The following is a 14869-nucleotide window of genomic DNA, read 5'->3' on the forward strand; positions in this document are numbered from 1 at the left end:
AGTCCCGTTCGCTGTTCACTTAACGCTCCTGTTTCTCAATGGCTTTACGCGCATGGCTGTGGCCGTAAGTGCGCGGCAAGGTGTAGTAATCAATAAACGGGGCGGCAAAGTTGGCCAGTAGCACCGCAAAGGCGACCGCGTCCGGGTAGTTCCCCCAACAGCGAATGACGTACACCAACAGGCCGATAAGCACACCGTAAATCAGTCGGCCACGATTACTGGTAGCAGAACTGACCGGATCGGTGACGATAAAAAATGCCCCGAGCATGGTTGCGCCACTCAGTAGGTGCAGGGATGGTGTGCCATGACTGTCGGAACTTCCACCGTCATTGAAAATGATCGCCAGCAGCAACAGGGTTGCCAGCATCCCCACCGGTGCGTGCCAGGTGAATACTTTCTTGCTGAGCAGAAATACACCGCCCAACAGAAAACCCAGATTGACCCATTCCCAACCGGCTCCGGCCCAACGGCCTTCGTTAAAGAGCGGTTGTTCGGCATAAAACTGTTCCACCAGCATACCGCGATTGTGCTTGAACAGATCAAGCGGGGTTGCACCACTCAGCGCATCCACATGGGGGGTGGCGCCAAATACCATGGCGATACTGTCCAACAACCCGGGGTGGTGGATTCCCTCGGCCAGCAATGGCTTGGGTGCCAGCCACTGGGTCATATCTACCGGAAATGAGATCAGCAGCACCACATAGCCAACCATTGCGGGGTTAAACGGGTTATAGCCCAGACCGCCGTAGAGATGTTTAGCCACCACGATGGCAAAGAGGGTACCGAGAATTACCAGCCACCATGGGGCCAGTGGCGGCAGTGCCAGTGCAAGCAGCACTGCAGTTACCAGAGCGCTGTAGTCACGCAGATAAAATCCGACCGGTTTTTTGCGCAGGTGGAGCATGCCAGCTTCTGCAGCGATGGCCGTAACTGAGGCCAGGGCGATATTGATCAACGTTCCCCAGCCAAAAAACAGTGTCAGGGCCAGTGCGCCGGGCAGTGTGGCCAGCAGTACCATCTGCATGATATTAGCGGTGCTGCGCTGACTGGTGGCGTGGGGTGAGCTGAACATCATGATGACGGGGTATCCGTAGTTGTGCGCTGCTCGGCCAGCTTGGCTTCCGCTGTTGCCAGTTTTTGTCGCATGCGTTCAATGGAGGTTTGCAGTGCTTCCTGCATGGATTCGTCACTCTCCGCCAACTGCTGCTGAACTTTGGAAATTCGCTGCTGGAGCCGATCAATGTCTGCCTGCAGGCGCTGCTCGGCCGATTTGGCGGCACTTGCAGCGGTGCTGGCCAGTGCTCTATCCGTTGCGGTGATGGTGCCGACATCCGTTACTGGTTGATCGGCATCGTTGCCCAGGTTGAGTAAGTCGCTGCGGGCATCGGAAAGTTTGCCGAGGAATTTATTACGGCTGTTGTTGAGTGCTTCGCGAAGGGCCTCGTCGTCACAGTTAGCGATTTTCTCGTCGATGGAGCGAAGCTGTTTCTCCAGCGACTCGACTTTGGCTTCCAAGGTCTGTCTTGGGGAGGCGAGCACTTTTTGGCGTGCACGACTGGCGCTGTCACCATTGTTGTCAAAGTCAGCCAGCTTTTGTTGAGCTTCCAAATGTTTGTGACGGGCGCTTTCAATCTGGGCGCGATAGCCATCTACCTGCTCCGGGGTCAGTGCCGGGTCGGCGTCGGTTGCCTGGCCATCGGCCAGCTTCTGCTCCAGACGCTGCAAGCGACTCTCGGCACTGCTCACACTGCGCTCCAGCTTGGCACGCTGCTGTTCCGGGGTAACTTTTTTGGCTTGCACTTGTGCCAGGGCTGCCTGCACCACATCGCTGGCGGCACTGCCGTTATCGCCGGACGTTTGCTGTTCGGCGAGCTTGGCCTTGGCCTGTTCAGCGGCGAGGCGACGGGCCTCGCGTTTGGCGGCTTTTTCTGCTTCGGCCTGTTGCTTGCGGGCTTTATTGAATTCAAAGCGCTCGCGGGCACGGTCGGCTTTGATTTTTTCCTGCGCCTGCTGGCGCATTTCGCCCTTGGCGGCGCGGTAGTACTGCACCAACGGGATATGGCTGGGGCAGGTGTAGGCGCAGGCACCGCACTCAATGCAATCGAACAGGTTATGGGTTTGCAGGCGCTCGTAATCGTTGGCCTGGGCATACCAGAACAGCTGCTGCGGCAGCAGCCCGGCAGGGCAGGCTTCGGCACAGGCTCCGCAACGAATACAGGGCTGTGCTGGCGGTGCTTCTGGCAGTTCGCTGCGGCTGGGGGCGAGAATACAGTTGGTGGTTTTAATCACCGGCACCGAGGTGTCCGGCAGGGCAAAACCCATCATCGGGCCGCCCATCACTACGCGGTCCGAATTTCCTGCGTCGTAACCACACTGCTCAAGTACAAAGTCGATTGGAGTGCCGATCAGCGTTTCGAAATTACGCTGTACCTTGCATGCCTCACCAGTCACTGTGGTAATTCGTGAGATCAGTGGTGTGCCTTCCGCAACCGCTCGGTAAATAGCGTGGGCGGTGCCGACGTTCTGGCAGATGATGCCGATATCTGCCGGCAGTTTGCCGTTGGGCAGTTCCTGGCCAGTGAGGATCTGGATCAGCTGACGCTCGCCACCGGACGGATACTTGGTGGGAAATTCCACCAGCTCGATATTGGTACCTTCCAGATGGGGAAGCAGGGCGTCGTAGGCCGCCGTTTTGTTGTCCTCAATGCCGATCAGCACGTTCTCCGGGTTACCGAGAATGTGGGCAAGAATCTGGATGCCTTCCACCACTTGTTGCGGGTGGCTTTGCATCAGTATGTCATCGGCGGTGATGTAGGGTTCGCACTCGGTGGCGTTGATGATCAGGGTGCTGATCGGGTGGTCCACCGGCGGGCTCAGTTTTACTGCGGTGGGAAAGCCTGCGCCACCCAACCCGGAAATACCGGATTCGCGAATGCGACTGACCAGCTCAGCGGGTTCACGGTTGCGAAAATCCGCTATTGGCTGTCGCTCAATCCACTGTTCTTCACCATCCGGTTCGATCACCATAACAAGGGCGTTGAGTCCGGATGGGTGCGGAACGGGTTGAGATTCCATTGCGACAATTCGCCCCGAGGTCGGGGCGTGAATGGCTGAGCCCAATGCGCCGCTGGGCTCGGCAATGGTTTGTCCTTTTAAAACCTTGTCACCAATATTTACAGTGGCAATGGCATTCTGGCCATTGTGCTGGTTTAACGGAACAATTAATTGCGGTGGTAGTGGCAGGGTGCCAATGCCGTGCCCCAGGGATTGGGTTTTACGCTCCGGTGGGTGGATGCCACCGGGAATATCCCAGATGCGGCGGGTGCTTGTTTTGCTCATGCTTCCGCCTCTTGGGATTGTTTCGATTCGGTAAGTTCGCCGCGCTGGTCGGTGGCGATCAGTGCACCTGGTTTTGGCGTTGGCCAAGCCCAGGTGGTGAGGGTCGGTTCAATGTCCACCATGTCTATACAGTCTACCGGGCATGGTTCAACACATAGGTCGCAGCCGGTACACTCATCGATAATAACGGTGTGCATCTGCTTGGCCGCACCGAGAATGGCATCTACCGGACAGGCCTGGATACATTTGGTGCAGCCGATGCATTCGTCTTCGCGAATGTAGGCGACTTTGGGTAGTTCGGATTCTTCGCCGTGTTCGGCGTCCAGCGGAATTGACTCGACACCGAGCAAGTTGGCAATGGCATCAATTGTGGCCTGCCCGCCGGGCGGGCAGTGGTTAATTGCTTCGCCGTTAGCAATGGCTTCGGCATAAGGGCGACAACCGGGGTGGCCGCATTGACCACACTGGGTTTGCGGCAGCAATTCGTCAATCTGGTCGACAATTGGGTCGCCTTCGACTCTAAAACGCACCGCAGCAAAACCGAGAATTGCGCCAAACAGGATGGCGAGACCCACCAGCACATAGAGTGCGATCAGCATTGGATCCTGTGCGGCAATTTCGTAAATGCGTTCCATATCAGACCAGTCCGGCGAAACCCATAAAGGCCAGCGACATGAGGCCTGCGGTGATCATGGCTATGGCCGCACCTTTAAATGGCGTTGGGACATCGGCCACTGCCAGCCGCTCGCGCATGGCGGTGAAAAGTATCAATACCAGTGAAAAACCAATCGCCGCACCGAATCCGTACAGGGTTGAGTGGAAAAAGTTGTGGGAGCGAATGGTGTTCTGCAAAGCGACACCCAGAACGGCACAGTTGGTTGTAATCAGCGGCAGGAAAACACCCAGTACGCGATAGAGCAGGGGGCTGGCCTTTTCGATAAACAGTTTGGTGAACTGTACAACAGCAGCAATCACCATGATAAAGGCAATGGTGCGTAGGTACTCAAGTCCCAGAGGTTGTAATAGCCAGGTGTTTACGATGTAGCTGGCCATGGAGGCGAGGGTAAGTACGAACGTGGTAGCCATCGACATTCCGATGGCGCTTTCCAGCTTGTTGGACACACCCATAAACGGGCACAACCCTAAAAACTGAACCAACACGAAGTTGTTCACCAATATGGCGCTGATCAGAATGAGGGCAAATTCCTGCATTGAGTGTCCAAAGCTTGTTTAATGACACTGCAAAAGGCGGTTGCAGCGGCTGTTTGAAAACAGGTTGCTATTATCGGCTATTTGAGGGGGTGTCGTCCAATGGATCTGCGTCAATTAGAGGGTAAAAACCTTTCAAGATCAGGGGTATAGAGTAACTGATGATCGGGTTTGACGTTGTTTTGGGAGTTGCAGAAGATGGGGTAGCTCAATTTGATTGGAACGTGGGCTATAGCATCAAGTCTGAGCGTGAACGGAGTCGGCAACAATTACCGGACACGCTGTGAATACGTCCCTGTACGCTCGGTGGCCGCTATCCCTGCGGCCAACGGTCCGGCAATTGTTGCCAACTCCGTTCAGGAAAGTGTGGTTGGGCGTTCGACTGTATTAATTTGAAAAGGGTAATTACATGAGCAAGTTGCACCACTATCTATCGATGATTGTGTTTGTTTCTGCTGTGATGCTGGGGGTGCAGGCACCCAATTTTGTGGATCAGTATGTGAAGCGGGTGGATGCGCATTTTCAGGAGGCCAGCAGTGCATTTGCCAGTCACCAGAAAACAGCCGATTTGTATCACGGCGGTTCAGTAGAAAAATTAATTGATCACTACCGTGCCCAGCCCGACCCGACTTTCCAATCGGGTGCCGAAGCGATCGCTGACAGCAAACGTCGAGTGGAGCGGTTTTCCAATGAGCGGGAAGCGTTGCAAGCCGGTTTGTGGGGCCAAATGTGGCATGTGTTATGGTCGAGGGACGCTGTGTTATTTACCGCTACCATGGAGAATTTTTCTGCCAATGTGCCGTTAAATACGGATGCGGTAATTTGTGGAATTGTTGCGGGGATATTGGCGTCGATTATTTTTGAATTGTTGTTGTGGCCATTCAGGAGATTGTTTTACCAAAGTCGAAAACCGACTCGAAGCTGCTGAGAATTGGTGAACAAGTTAGGTTAACGACCAAGCCGTAAGGTTGCCTTAATCTCTTTGTCATCCTGAGCGCAGCGAAGGATCTCAATGGTTGGTCGCCAGAGATCCTTCGCTGCGCTCAGGATGACAAACGCGCTTCTAGGTGCGCATGGTGCACCCTAGGGCCTGGTGTGAATATCAACTACAGGTTCACCACTGGAATCAGATTGGTTTTTCCGGCTTCTTTGCGGGCGTAGTGCATCAGCCCCAGGTAACCACCTACCAGCAGAACTACCATCCCGCCACACCACATCATCGAGCTCATTGGGTGCGCAGCAAACGTCCCAAGCTGGTAGCACAATACCGCCGCAGCATAGGCAATCAGGGTGTTCCAGGTTGCCGAGAAGGTTGCCCAGAAGCCGCCGGCTTCTTTGTAGAGAGCACCCAGTGTGGCCACGCAGGGCATATACAGCAGTACAAACAACAGGTAGGCAAAGGCCCCGATCCGGCCGTCAAACAGGCTGGCCATGAGGGTTAATGTGCCCACGGCAACTTCCTGGTCGGCAGCCGCTGCCTCGGTGTCGCTCATGTCGTCCACACTGATACCCAGCGGGTCGCTGAAAGCATCCCCCAATTCGCCAAGGTTGGCCGGGATGGATGCTACCGCTTCCTTGAGGGTTCCGGTCAGGGTGGTTTCCTCATCGCTGGCAGTGGTATCGCCCGCCATATTGGTATACAGCGCGTCTAGGGTGCCGACCACAACTTCCTTGGCAAAGATGCCGCTGAAAATGCCTACTGTGGCAGGCCAGTTTTCTTCTTTCAGGCCCAGCGGTTCAAATACCGGAGTAATCTCTTTGCCGATTACAGAAAGTACGGATTGTTCGGTGTTCTCGTTACCAAAGCTGCCATCGGTGCCGATGGAGTTAAGGAAATTCAGCACAATCACTACGGTGACAATGGCTTTACCGGCGCGTACCACAAAACCTTTCAGACGGTGCCAGGTGCTCATCATCAGGCCGCGCATGGTGGGGATGTGGTAGTTGGGCAGCTCCATTACCAGCGGAGTCATATCCCGGCGCAGCAACTGCTTGCGCATCACCAGGCCAGTGAGTACTGCGAGTACCAGACCGATCAGGTAGAGACCGAACACAACATTCTGGCCATTGGTGGGGAAGAAAGCTGCAGCGAACAGGACGTATACGGTCAGTCGCGCTCCACAGGACATAAACGGTGCCATCAGCGCGGTCAGCAGTCGATCCTGTTGTGAATCCAGTGCTCGTGCCGCCATCACAGAGGGTACGTTACAACCAAAACCAACTACCAGCGGCACGAAGGATTTTCCGGGCAGGCCGATGGATCGCATCAGGCGATCGAGAATAAATGCCGCCCGTGCCATATAGCCGCTACTTTCCAGGAAAGACTGGAACAGGAACAGTGCACCAATTACTGGCACAAAGCTCAATACCAGCTGAATACCGCCGCCGGCACCGTCGGCTATAAGTGCAACCAGGAATTCCGGGCAGTGAATGGCGGTCAGCAGTTGCCGAGGCAGGTCTACAAAGATGGCACCTGCGGCAATGTCAAAGAAGTCGATAAAGGCGCTGCCGAAATTGATGGTGAACAGGAACATCAGGTACATCACCACCAGGAACAGTGGGAACGCCAGGAATCGGTTCAACAGCAGAGAATCAAGGTAATCGCTGAGGGTGCGCTTCACCTGTTCGTCGCGGTGCTGAACACCTTCGATTTTTTCGGCGATCCACTGGTATCTGGCCTGGATCAGCAGGTCGGTGGTGTTGCTGTCGCGGCGTTCTTCCAGTTCGGAAACCAGCGCGTCCACTTCCTTGCGAGCCTCTTCTGGCAGGGTTTGGCGCACGTTGGCGTCTTTTTCCAGCAGGGCGGTCAATTGCAGGCGATTGGCGGTCTGGTCGTGCTTACGCAGAATCGCATCAATGCCCATGACCGCAGCTTCCAGTTCAGCGCTGAGCGGAATACTGTGATCTCTGGTGTCTGCCTGTTCGCGCAGGCGGTTGATAATCACGTCGATCAGGGTGCCGACCCCTTCCTGCTTACTGGCAATAATTGGCACTACCGGCAATCCAATGTGCTCGGCGAGGCGATAGGGGTCAATGTGCATACCTTGCTGGTGGGCGACGTCCATCATATTGAGGGCGACCACAATCGGAATGCCGGCATCGCGCAATTGCGTGGACAGGTACAGGCCACGCTCCAGGCTGGAGGCATCGATAATGTGAACCAGCAGGTCGGCTTCGCCGGACAGTACATAGTGCTGGGCAATCTGCTGGTCCAGTGAATCCTCTTCGTGGGATACATGCAGTGAATAGGTGCCGGGGAGGTCGACCACTTCAAAGGTGGTTTCGCCGTGACGGAAATGTCCGGTTTTACGCTCAACGGTAACGCCGGGCCAGTTGCCAACCTTCTGGTGGCTGCCGGTCATCGCATTAAAGAGGGTGGATTTACCGCAGTTGGGATTTCCAACCAGCGCAAGGGTAAAGGTCTTATTCATACTTTAATTACGTGTATTTGGCCGGCTTCTGCGCGGCGCAGGCTCAATTTGAATCCGCGTACTTTAAGGCTCATTGGGTCGCCAAGCGGGGCAACGCCTTGCAGTTCGATGGTGGTGCCGGGGGTAAGTCCCAGGCTCATCAGGCGGTTGCGATAGTTGGCATCAATGCCATTGAAGTGGTCGATGATGGCTTTTTCGCCGACTTTCAGCTGATGCAGGGGGGTGCTGTTGTTGGTCACGCTGGCCTACCGAATCCTGTTGAATGCGGGAAAGGATAGCTACCCGCGAATAAAAATGAAAATCATTCTTATTATGCCATTGATGGTTTTGGAAGGGAATTGCTCGCTGGGATCTCTTTGATCTGGGTCAGTTGGCTTGCTTGACTGCACCGTAGTGCTGCTATTTACGTGGTAACGGCAGAAGTGGCCCAGATCTGTTGTGGGTTTAACTGTGTACTGGCGGAATCTGTATTTGACGCAAATCAAATTTGTTGCAAATCTAGTTGATAATCATTTTCATTACCACTATCATTTCGCCCGAAATTGATTGCTCCTCTCAATGGAAGGGGGGTAAACAACAAACAACATTACCCAACAAGTAAGGACGTTCCATGTTCAAGAAAACTTTGGTTGCTTTGGCGGTTGCCAGTGCCTCTTTTGCCGCAGTTGCAGACAATGAACAAACCCAACCTTCCCTGGAAGAGATGTGGAAACTGATTCAGCAGCAGAACGCTGAAATCAAGGAACTGAAAGCAGAACTGAACAAAAACAAGACCCAGATTCAGGAGACTGAAATCAAGGTTGTTGCTACTGCTGAAGCTGTTGAGAAGCAGGCTACTGTTTCTTCTGCCAGTGCTCGTTGGGCAGAAAAAACCACTCTGGGCGGTTACGGTGAGCACCACTTCAACCACTTTGAAGAAGGTACTGACAAAGTTGATGCCCACCGCTTCGTACTGTTCATGGGACATCAGTTCAACGACAAAGTAAGCTTTTTCTCTGAGCTGGAAGTAGAGCACGGTTTTGCTGGTCCGGACGATGAAGCCCCGGGCGAAGTTGAGCTGGAACAGGCTTACATCAAGTGGGATTTTGCTGAAAAACACAGCGCTGTTATGGGTCAGTTCCTGGTGCCAGTGGGTATCCTGAACGAAACTCACGAGCCGGACACTTTCTACGGCACCGAGCGTAACAATGTTGAAAGCAAAATCGTTCCGGCTACCTGGTGGGAAACCGGTGTAATGCTGCAAGGTGAGCTGGCTCCTGGCTTTACCTATAACGCTGCCATTCACAGCGGCCTGAACCTGGATGACGCTGACGGTGTTCGCGATGGTCGCCAGAAGTCTGCCAAAGCAGATGCTGAAGATCTGGCTTTCACTGGTCGACTGAAATACACCGGTATTGCCGGCCTGGAACTGGCTGCTACCCTGCAATACCAGCAAGATGTTACCCAAGGTACTTTTGAAACTGCTGATGCTACCCTGTTTGAAACCCACGCGGTTTACCAGAGCGGCAACTTCGGTCTGCGCGCCCTTTACGCTGACTGGAATATCGATGGCATTGATTTCAATCTGAGTGGTTACGACGAGCAAACTGGTTGGTACATTGAGCCATCTTACAAAGTGACCGACAAAACCGGCCTGTTCGTTCGCTACAGCGAGTGGAACAATCTGGAAGGTCTGTCTGGCTCTCAGGAATCAGAGCGTCTGGACTACGGTGTGAACTACTGGCTGACCGATACAGTTGTTCTGAAAGCGGACTACTCCGATGACCGCAACGGTGGTAACGACAGCCTGAACCTGGGTCTGGGCTGGTCTTTCTACTGAGCCTGAGTGCTCGATAGTGACGAAACCGTCATTGCGAGCGCAGCGAGTAATCCAGTGTCTTTGATGTTTGTTTAGGCGCTGGATTGCTCCGCTATTGGCCAGTATTTTTATTCAGAAAACGGCATTGAGAATACTCATGCGAGCGATTGGACTTATCTTGTGTCTCTTGGTCTGTTCCTTCAGTTGGGCAGAGCCATCCGCGCTTGACCGTTTTTTGGTTCAATCTTTTGGCGAACAGCCGCCAAAACCTACCATGCTGTGGCTCAATGGCGAGCAGCGTGAGCAGGCTTCCAAAATTCTTGATCGTCGCTTTGGCGGATTTCGAGTTCGCTATTGGCAGCAGGATGATCGCACCGCCTGGGTCATGGATGAAATTGGCAAGGAGCTGCCAATCACCATTGGCATAGTGGTTGCGGACACCGGTATCGAAAAAGTCGAGATTCTTGAATACCGCGAGAGTCGTGGTGGTGAGGTGAAATACCCGTTTTTTACCAGTCAGTTTTCCGGTGCACGGTTGGATGAGGAGAAGTCCAGTCAGAAACTCGATACTGACATTGATGGTATCAGCGGTGCGACTCTGTCGGTGCGCGCGGTAAAAAAAGTCGCTACACTGGCGCTCTTTTTTCATCACCAAATAAGCCAGCCAAAATCGGATGACGCACAAACTGCCCAAACGGGCCACTAATCACTTTCGACAGGTCCTGTGGCGCTGGCATCGGCGTTTGGGGCTTGCGGTCGCTTTACTGGTGCTGCTGCTGGCTGTCACCGGAATTCTTATCAACCACTCCGATGGATTAAGTCTGGACCAAAAGCCGGTTCCCCGTTGGATGCTCTCTCTAGCCTACGATATTGAAGCGCCGGCCATTACCAGCTTTTCCGTAGGCGATCACTGGGCCAGTCATGCCAAGGGCAACGGGCTTTATTGGGATAACAGTGAATTGACCTGGAGCGACAGCCCGCTGGTTGGGGCGATCAAAAGCGCTGATTTTTATTTGCTCGCTACGGGTAAAGAGTTGCTGTTGGTTACAAGCGACGGAACATTAGCTGAACGTATTGACGAGAGCTATGGCCTGCCTCAGCCAGTGAATAAGCTTGGCATAAGCACTAACAATGTTTATTTAAAAAGCGGTGACGAGATTTATCAGGTAGATGTTGAGCAGCTTGCCTGGACGGTTGTGGAAACTGAAAAAGTTGATTGGACGCTGCCAGTTAGTTTGCCTGAAAAGTTGGAAGGTGAACTGGCGGAGCAATTTATCGGCAAGGAAATCAGCTGGGAGCGCTGGTTATTGGATTTGCACAGTGGCCGGTTGTTTGGCAATGCCGGGCCATGGCTTATGGATGTGGTGGCTCTGTCGTTAATTATTTTGGCAATTAGCGGGTTTTCTACCTGGTATTCCGCGCACTTAACTCGTCGCCGTCGTAAGCAGGGAAGGCATTAATTTGTATTGGTAGTGAGTGTGTCGTGGTTTTGATTTTCGGAAAGTTTATTGCCTGAAATCGCCATCACCAGACCGGAACAGGCCGGCCCTCATAATACCCGCAAATCGGGCTAACCTGTTCCGGTCTGGTAATGGCTTGCGTTGGTGGTCTTATATGCCGAAAACTCGTTCGTCATCCCCGCGTAGGCGGGGATCTATTGGCGTCGCGCTGCTCAGGATGGCACTGAACTAGTGACTTGCGTTGATTAAAAATTCCATCAGCGCTTTCTGCGCATGCAGGCGATTTTCCGCCTCGTCCCAGATCACCGAGATGTTTTTGTCTTCCATCACCTCGTTGGTGACTTCCATACCCCGGTAGGCTGGCAGACAGTGCATAAACAGCGCATCGTCCTTGGCCAGAGACATTAAGTTGTGGTCGACAATAAACCCGTCAAAGGCTTTTTGGCGGATTGCCTTTTCCTCTTCCTGCCCCATGGATGCCCAGGTGTCGGTAACCACCAGGTCGGCATTGGATACCGCTTCTTTGGGGTCGCGGGTAAGGGTGATTCGACCGGCAAACTTCTCCAGCAACTCGGCACTTGGCTCGTAGCCTTCAGGGCAGGCGATGTTGAGGTGAAAGTCGAGCATGTCGGCAGCGTTCATGTAGGAGTGGCACATATTGTTGCCGTCACCAACCCAGGCGACAGTTTTTCCCTGCATGGAGCCGCGGTGCTCGACATAGGTCTGAATGTCGGCGAGCAGTTGGCAGGGGTGGTAGTCGTCGGTCAGGGCGTTGATCACTGGTACATTTGAGTAGCTGGCAAAGGTTTCCACTTTGCTGTGCTCAAAGGTGCGAATCATCACGATATCAACCATACGGGAAATCACTCGTGCGGAATCCTCGATTGGCTCTCCACGACCCAGCTGGGTGTCGTTGGATGACAAAAACAGTGCGCTGCCACCCAATTGCGCCATGCCCGCCTCAAATGAAACGCGGGTGCGGGTTGAGGATTTCTCAAAAATCATTGCCAGTACTTTGCCAGCCAGTGGTTTGCCGGCAGTGCCACTGCGATGCTGGGCCTTCAGTTCGATTGCACGGTCAATAACCTGTTGAAGTTCGGCTTTGCTCAAATCCTGCAGCGTCAAAAAGTGTCGAATAGTCATGTTGTTCCCCTAGAATCCTTCGATGACTTCAGTCAGCGTAGTAACCAGAAGCTCGGCTTCGTCGTCGCTGAGGTTTAGTGGTGGCAGCAAACGAATGACTTTTTCTGCAGTCACTGTAATCAGCAAACCTTTCGCAGCGGCGGCGGCGACCAGTTCTGTGCACGGGCGTTCCAGTTCGATACCAATCATCATGCCCTTGCCGCGTACTTCGCTCACGTGCAGGCAGTTGGCCAGTGTATCGCGGAAGCGTTGAATAAGGTGCTCGCCCATCTGTGCTGCGCGTTCAATCAGGTTTTCCTTTTCCATGGCCTCTATAACGGCCAGGCCAACTGTACAGGCCAGTGGGTTGCCACCAAAGGTGGAGCCGTGGCTGCCGGGCTGCATTAGTTCGGAGGCTTCGCCAGAGGTCATGCATACTCCGATTGGCATACCGTTACCGAGCCCTTTGGCGGTGGTGACGATATCGGGAACAATTCCAGCGTGTTGATAGGCAAAGTATTTGCCGGTGCGACCATTTCCGGTCTGGATCTCGTCGAGGATCAGCAGCACATTGTTGTCGGAGCAGATTTTGCGAAGTTTTTGCAGGTAGTCGTTGGGCGGAACATGAATACCGCCTTCACCCTGGATCGGCTCAAGCATTACCGCGACGATTTCCGGATTGTTGGTGATCAGCTGGGCAACAGCATCTGCGTCACCAAATGGCGCGCGTACGAAACCTTGTACCAGCGGCCCGTAGCCTTTCTGGACTTTCGGGTTGGCGGTCGCGGTGAGCGTAGCCATGGTGCGGCCGTGGAATGCACTGGTCATAACCACGATAGTAGGGTTTTGGATGCCCTTGTTGGTTCCGTGAAGGCGAGCCAGCTTGATCGCCGCCTCATTGGCTTCGGCTCCGGAGTTGCCGAAAAACATCTTGTCCATCCCGGATACCTGGCGCAGTTTGTTCGCGAGGTTTTCCTGGGCTGGCAAGTTGTACAGGTTGGACGTATGAATCAGGGTCGCAGCCTGTTTGCTGATTGCCTCGGTAACTGCCGGGTGTGAGTGCCCCAGTCCGCACACTGCAATGCCTGCAATTGCGTCCAGGTAGCGTTTGTTATTGATATCCCATACAAAACTGCCTTCGCCTTTTAACAAGGTCAGTTGCCGGGTGCCATAGGTGTTTATCAGTGCATCGGTGGCCATAAAGGGTCCTGTTAAATTGTCTTCCGGGTTTTCCCGGCAATAATCAGGGGCTGGTAGGCTCAGACCCCCTGAAGTAGCTAAAAAAAGAAAAAGCAGCACTACGAGTAGGGCTGCCGTCACTTGTCTCCGTTATCATAGCCCAAGCTAAACCGGATGAGATAGAGGAGAAGGCACATATTTACCGCTCGGCCTGTTTTAGCCCTAGATAAGTTGTGGTTTTTAGTGGGTCAGCTTTGCAGTAGAATTGCCCTTTCACTTTCAACCGCATCCCCCAGTGGGACCCGCAACACGAGGTTGTCATTTTATGACCGATATAATGGATACCATCCGCGACCAGATTGAAAGCAACGCGGTAATTTTGTACATGAAGGGCTCTCCCAACCAGCCTCAGTGCGGCTTTTCTGCCCGTACCGTGCAAGCGATGATGGCTTGCGGCAAGCGTTTTGCGTATGTGGATATTCTGGCCAACCCGGAAATTCGTGCCAATCTGCCTCAATATGGCAACTGGCCAACTTTCCCGCAGCTGTGGGTGAACGGGGAGTTGATCGGCGGCTGTGACATCGTCACCGAAATGTACGAGAACGGTGAATTGAAGGCGTTGCTGGAAGAGGCAACTGCCGAGTAACTCGAAAATTCTTTTTGTGAGGCAAATGCCTCGCAGCTCATTATCAGGAATTAAGGAGAAATAAACATGGGCGTATTAGTAGGCAAACAAGCTCCGGATTTTACCGCAGCGGCTGTTCTGGGTAACGGCGAAATCGTTGGTAACTTCAACCTGGCTGAAACCATTAAAGGCAAAAAAGCGGTAATTTTCTTCTATCCGCTGGACTTCACTTTTGTATGTCCGTCAGAGCTGATCGCATTTGATCACCGCTTTGAAGAGTTCCAAAAGCGTGGTGTTGAGGTGATCGGTGTTTCCATCGATTCTCAATTCACTCACAACGCCTGGCGTAATACCCCGATTAACGAAGGCGGTATCGGTCAGGTGAAATACCCGCTGGTTGCCGACGTTAAGCACGAAATCTGCAAGGCTTACGATGTTGAGTTCGATGCAGCCGGTGTTGCGTTCCGTGGCTCTTTCCTGATCGACGAAGACGGTACCGTTCGTCACCAGGTGGTTAACGATCTGCCGCTGGGCCGTAATGTTGACGAAATGCTGCGTATGGTTGACGCGCTGAGCTTCCACCAGGAGCACGGTGAAGTTTGCCCGGCTGGCTGGCAGGAAGGTGACAAAGGTATGACTGCATCCGGTGAGGGTGTTGCTGCTTACCTGAGCGAGAATGCCGACAAGCTGTAATCAATCACAGCAA

Annotated in this window: 15 protein-coding genes; 7 read left to right on the forward strand and 8 right to left on the reverse strand. The window is 53.6% G+C overall.

The features are described 5' to 3' along the window. Window positions 1-19 precede the first annotated feature (19 nt). Genes rsxD through rsxA form a run of 4 tightly spaced genes read right to left on the reverse strand, consistent with a single transcriptional unit; the run spans window position 20 to window position 4551 of the window. Complete coding sequence (rsxD, locus tag QP938_04100; protein WIO75099.1) at window positions 20-1075, reverse strand: electron transport complex subunit RsxD; 1056 nt, start codon at window positions 1073-1075, stop codon at window positions 20-22. After that, window positions 1072-3339: an electron transport complex subunit RsxC gene (gene rsxC, locus QP938_04105; protein ID WIO75100.1), complete on the reverse strand. Its 2268-nt coding sequence runs from the start codon at window positions 3337-3339 to the stop codon at window positions 1072-1074. The genes rsxD and rsxC overlap by 4 nt, the downstream gene beginning before the upstream one ends. Continuing rightward, entirely contained in the window at window positions 3336-3965 is a 630-nt protein-coding gene (rsxB, locus tag QP938_04110) for an electron transport complex subunit RsxB (protein WIO75611.1), read from the reverse strand. Before rsxB ends, rsxC begins: the two co-directional genes overlap by 4 nt. Before the next feature lie 10 nt (window positions 3966-3975). Then, on the reverse strand, window positions 3976-4551 hold the full coding sequence (gene rsxA, locus QP938_04115) for an electron transport complex subunit RsxA (GenBank protein WIO75101.1): 576 nt from the start codon (window positions 4549-4551) through the stop codon (window positions 3976-3978). Between the two features lie 158 nt (window positions 4552-4709). Between rsxA and QP938_04120 the strand changes: the two genes are divergently transcribed. Further along, entirely contained in the window at window positions 4710-4835 is a 126-nt protein-coding gene (locus QP938_04120; protein ID WIO75102.1) for a hypothetical protein, read from the forward strand. Window positions 4836-4957: 122 nt separating this feature from the next. After that, window positions 4958-5476, forward strand: coding sequence for a DUF2937 family protein (locus tag QP938_04125; GenBank protein WIO75103.1), 519 nt, complete (start codon window positions 4958-4960; stop codon window positions 5474-5476). Between the two features lie 178 nt (window positions 5477-5654). Here the strand turns inward: QP938_04125 and feoB are convergent, their stop codons facing one another. Continuing rightward, the gene (feoB, locus tag QP938_04130; protein WIO75104.1) at window positions 5655-7979 is read right to left on the reverse strand and encodes a Fe(2+) transporter permease subunit FeoB; all 2325 of its coding nucleotides are present in this window, start codon (window positions 7977-7979) and stop codon (window positions 5655-5657) included. After that, a complete protein-coding gene (locus QP938_04135; GenBank protein ID WIO75105.1) occupies window positions 7976-8218 on the reverse strand; it encodes a FeoA family protein in 243 nt (80 codons plus the stop codon). The genes feoB and QP938_04135 overlap by 4 nt, the downstream gene beginning before the upstream one ends. 371 nt (window positions 8219-8589) lie before the next feature. Here QP938_04135 and QP938_04140 point away from each other — a divergent pair, with 371 nt between their 5' ends. From QP938_04140 to QP938_04150, 3 genes are all read left to right on the forward strand, one after another. Next, on the forward strand, window positions 8590-9798 hold the full coding sequence (locus tag QP938_04140; protein ID WIO75106.1) for a porin: 1209 nt from the start codon (window positions 8590-8592) through the stop codon (window positions 9796-9798). A 214-nt stretch (window positions 9799-10012) separates the two neighbouring features. Further along, a complete protein-coding gene (locus tag QP938_04145; GenBank protein ID WIO75107.1) occupies window positions 10013-10483 on the forward strand; it encodes an FMN-binding protein in 471 nt (156 codons plus the stop codon). Then, window positions 10452-11237, forward strand: coding sequence for a PepSY-associated TM helix domain-containing protein (locus QP938_04150; GenBank protein ID WIO75108.1), 786 nt, complete (start codon window positions 10452-10454; stop codon window positions 11235-11237). Before QP938_04145 ends, QP938_04150 begins: the two co-directional genes overlap by 32 nt. A gap of 228 nt (window positions 11238-11465) precedes the next feature. Here the strand turns inward: QP938_04150 and argF are convergent, their stop codons facing one another. After that, the gene (argF, locus tag QP938_04155) at window positions 11466-12380 is read right to left on the reverse strand and encodes an ornithine carbamoyltransferase (protein ID WIO75109.1); all 915 of its coding nucleotides are present in this window, start codon (window positions 12378-12380) and stop codon (window positions 11466-11468) included. A gap of 9 nt (window positions 12381-12389) precedes the next feature. Continuing rightward, window positions 12390-13559 carry an acetylornithine transaminase gene (locus QP938_04160; protein ID WIO75110.1) on the reverse strand — a complete coding sequence of 390 codons (1170 nt, stop codon included), beginning with the start codon at window positions 13557-13559 and terminating at the stop codon, window positions 12390-12392. Window positions 13560-13863: 304 nt separating this feature from the next. Between QP938_04160 and grxD the strand changes: the two genes are divergently transcribed. Both grxD and QP938_04170 read left to right on the forward strand, forming a co-directional pair. Then, complete coding sequence (grxD, locus tag QP938_04165) at window positions 13864-14184, forward strand: Grx4 family monothiol glutaredoxin (protein ID WIO75111.1); 321 nt, start codon at window positions 13864-13866, stop codon at window positions 14182-14184. A gap of 66 nt (window positions 14185-14250) precedes the next feature. Then, entirely contained in the window at window positions 14251-14856 is a 606-nt protein-coding gene (locus QP938_04170) for a peroxiredoxin C (protein ID WIO75112.1), read from the forward strand. Window positions 14857-14869 lie beyond the last annotated feature (13 nt).

The organism is Porticoccaceae bacterium LTM1, assembly GCA_030252795.1.
Classification (GTDB): domain Bacteria; phylum Pseudomonadota; class Gammaproteobacteria; order Pseudomonadales; family Porticoccaceae; genus SCSIO-12696.

Bases quoted from the DNA above. Each gene is read 5' to 3' on its own strand.
- rsxD (WIO75099.1), bottom strand. From the start codon at position 1,075: ATGATGTTCAGCTCACCCCACGCCACCAGTCAGCGCAGCACCGCTAAT.
- rsxC (WIO75100.1), bottom strand. From the start codon at position 3,339: ATGAGCAAAACAAGCACCCGCCGCATCTGGGATATTCCCGGTGGCATC.
- rsxA (WIO75101.1), bottom strand. From the start codon at position 4,551: ATGCAGGAATTTGCCCTCATTCTGATCAGCGCCATATTGGTGAACAAC.
- QP938_04120 (WIO75102.1), top strand. From the start codon at position 4,710: ATGATCGGGTTTGACGTTGTTTTGGGAGTTGCAGAAGATGGGGTAGCT.
- QP938_04125 (WIO75103.1), top strand. From the start codon at position 4,958: ATGAGCAAGTTGCACCACTATCTATCGATGATTGTGTTTGTTTCTGCT.
- feoB (WIO75104.1), bottom strand. From the start codon at position 7,979: ATGAATAAGACCTTTACCCTTGCGCTGGTTGGAAATCCCAACTGCGGT.
- QP938_04140 (WIO75106.1), top strand. From the start codon at position 8,590: ATGTTCAAGAAAACTTTGGTTGCTTTGGCGGTTGCCAGTGCCTCTTTT.
- QP938_04150 (WIO75108.1), top strand. From the start codon at position 10,452: ATGACGCACAAACTGCCCAAACGGGCCACTAATCACTTTCGACAGGTC.
- argF (WIO75109.1), bottom strand. From the start codon at position 12,380: ATGACTATTCGACACTTTTTGACGCTGCAGGATTTGAGCAAAGCCGAA.
- QP938_04160 (WIO75110.1), bottom strand. From the start codon at position 13,559: ATGGCCACCGATGCACTGATAAACACCTATGGCACCCGGCAACTGACC.
- grxD (WIO75111.1), top strand. From the start codon at position 13,864: ATGACCGATATAATGGATACCATCCGCGACCAGATTGAAAGCAACGCG.
- QP938_04170 (WIO75112.1), top strand. From the start codon at position 14,251: ATGGGCGTATTAGTAGGCAAACAAGCTCCGGATTTTACCGCAGCGGCT.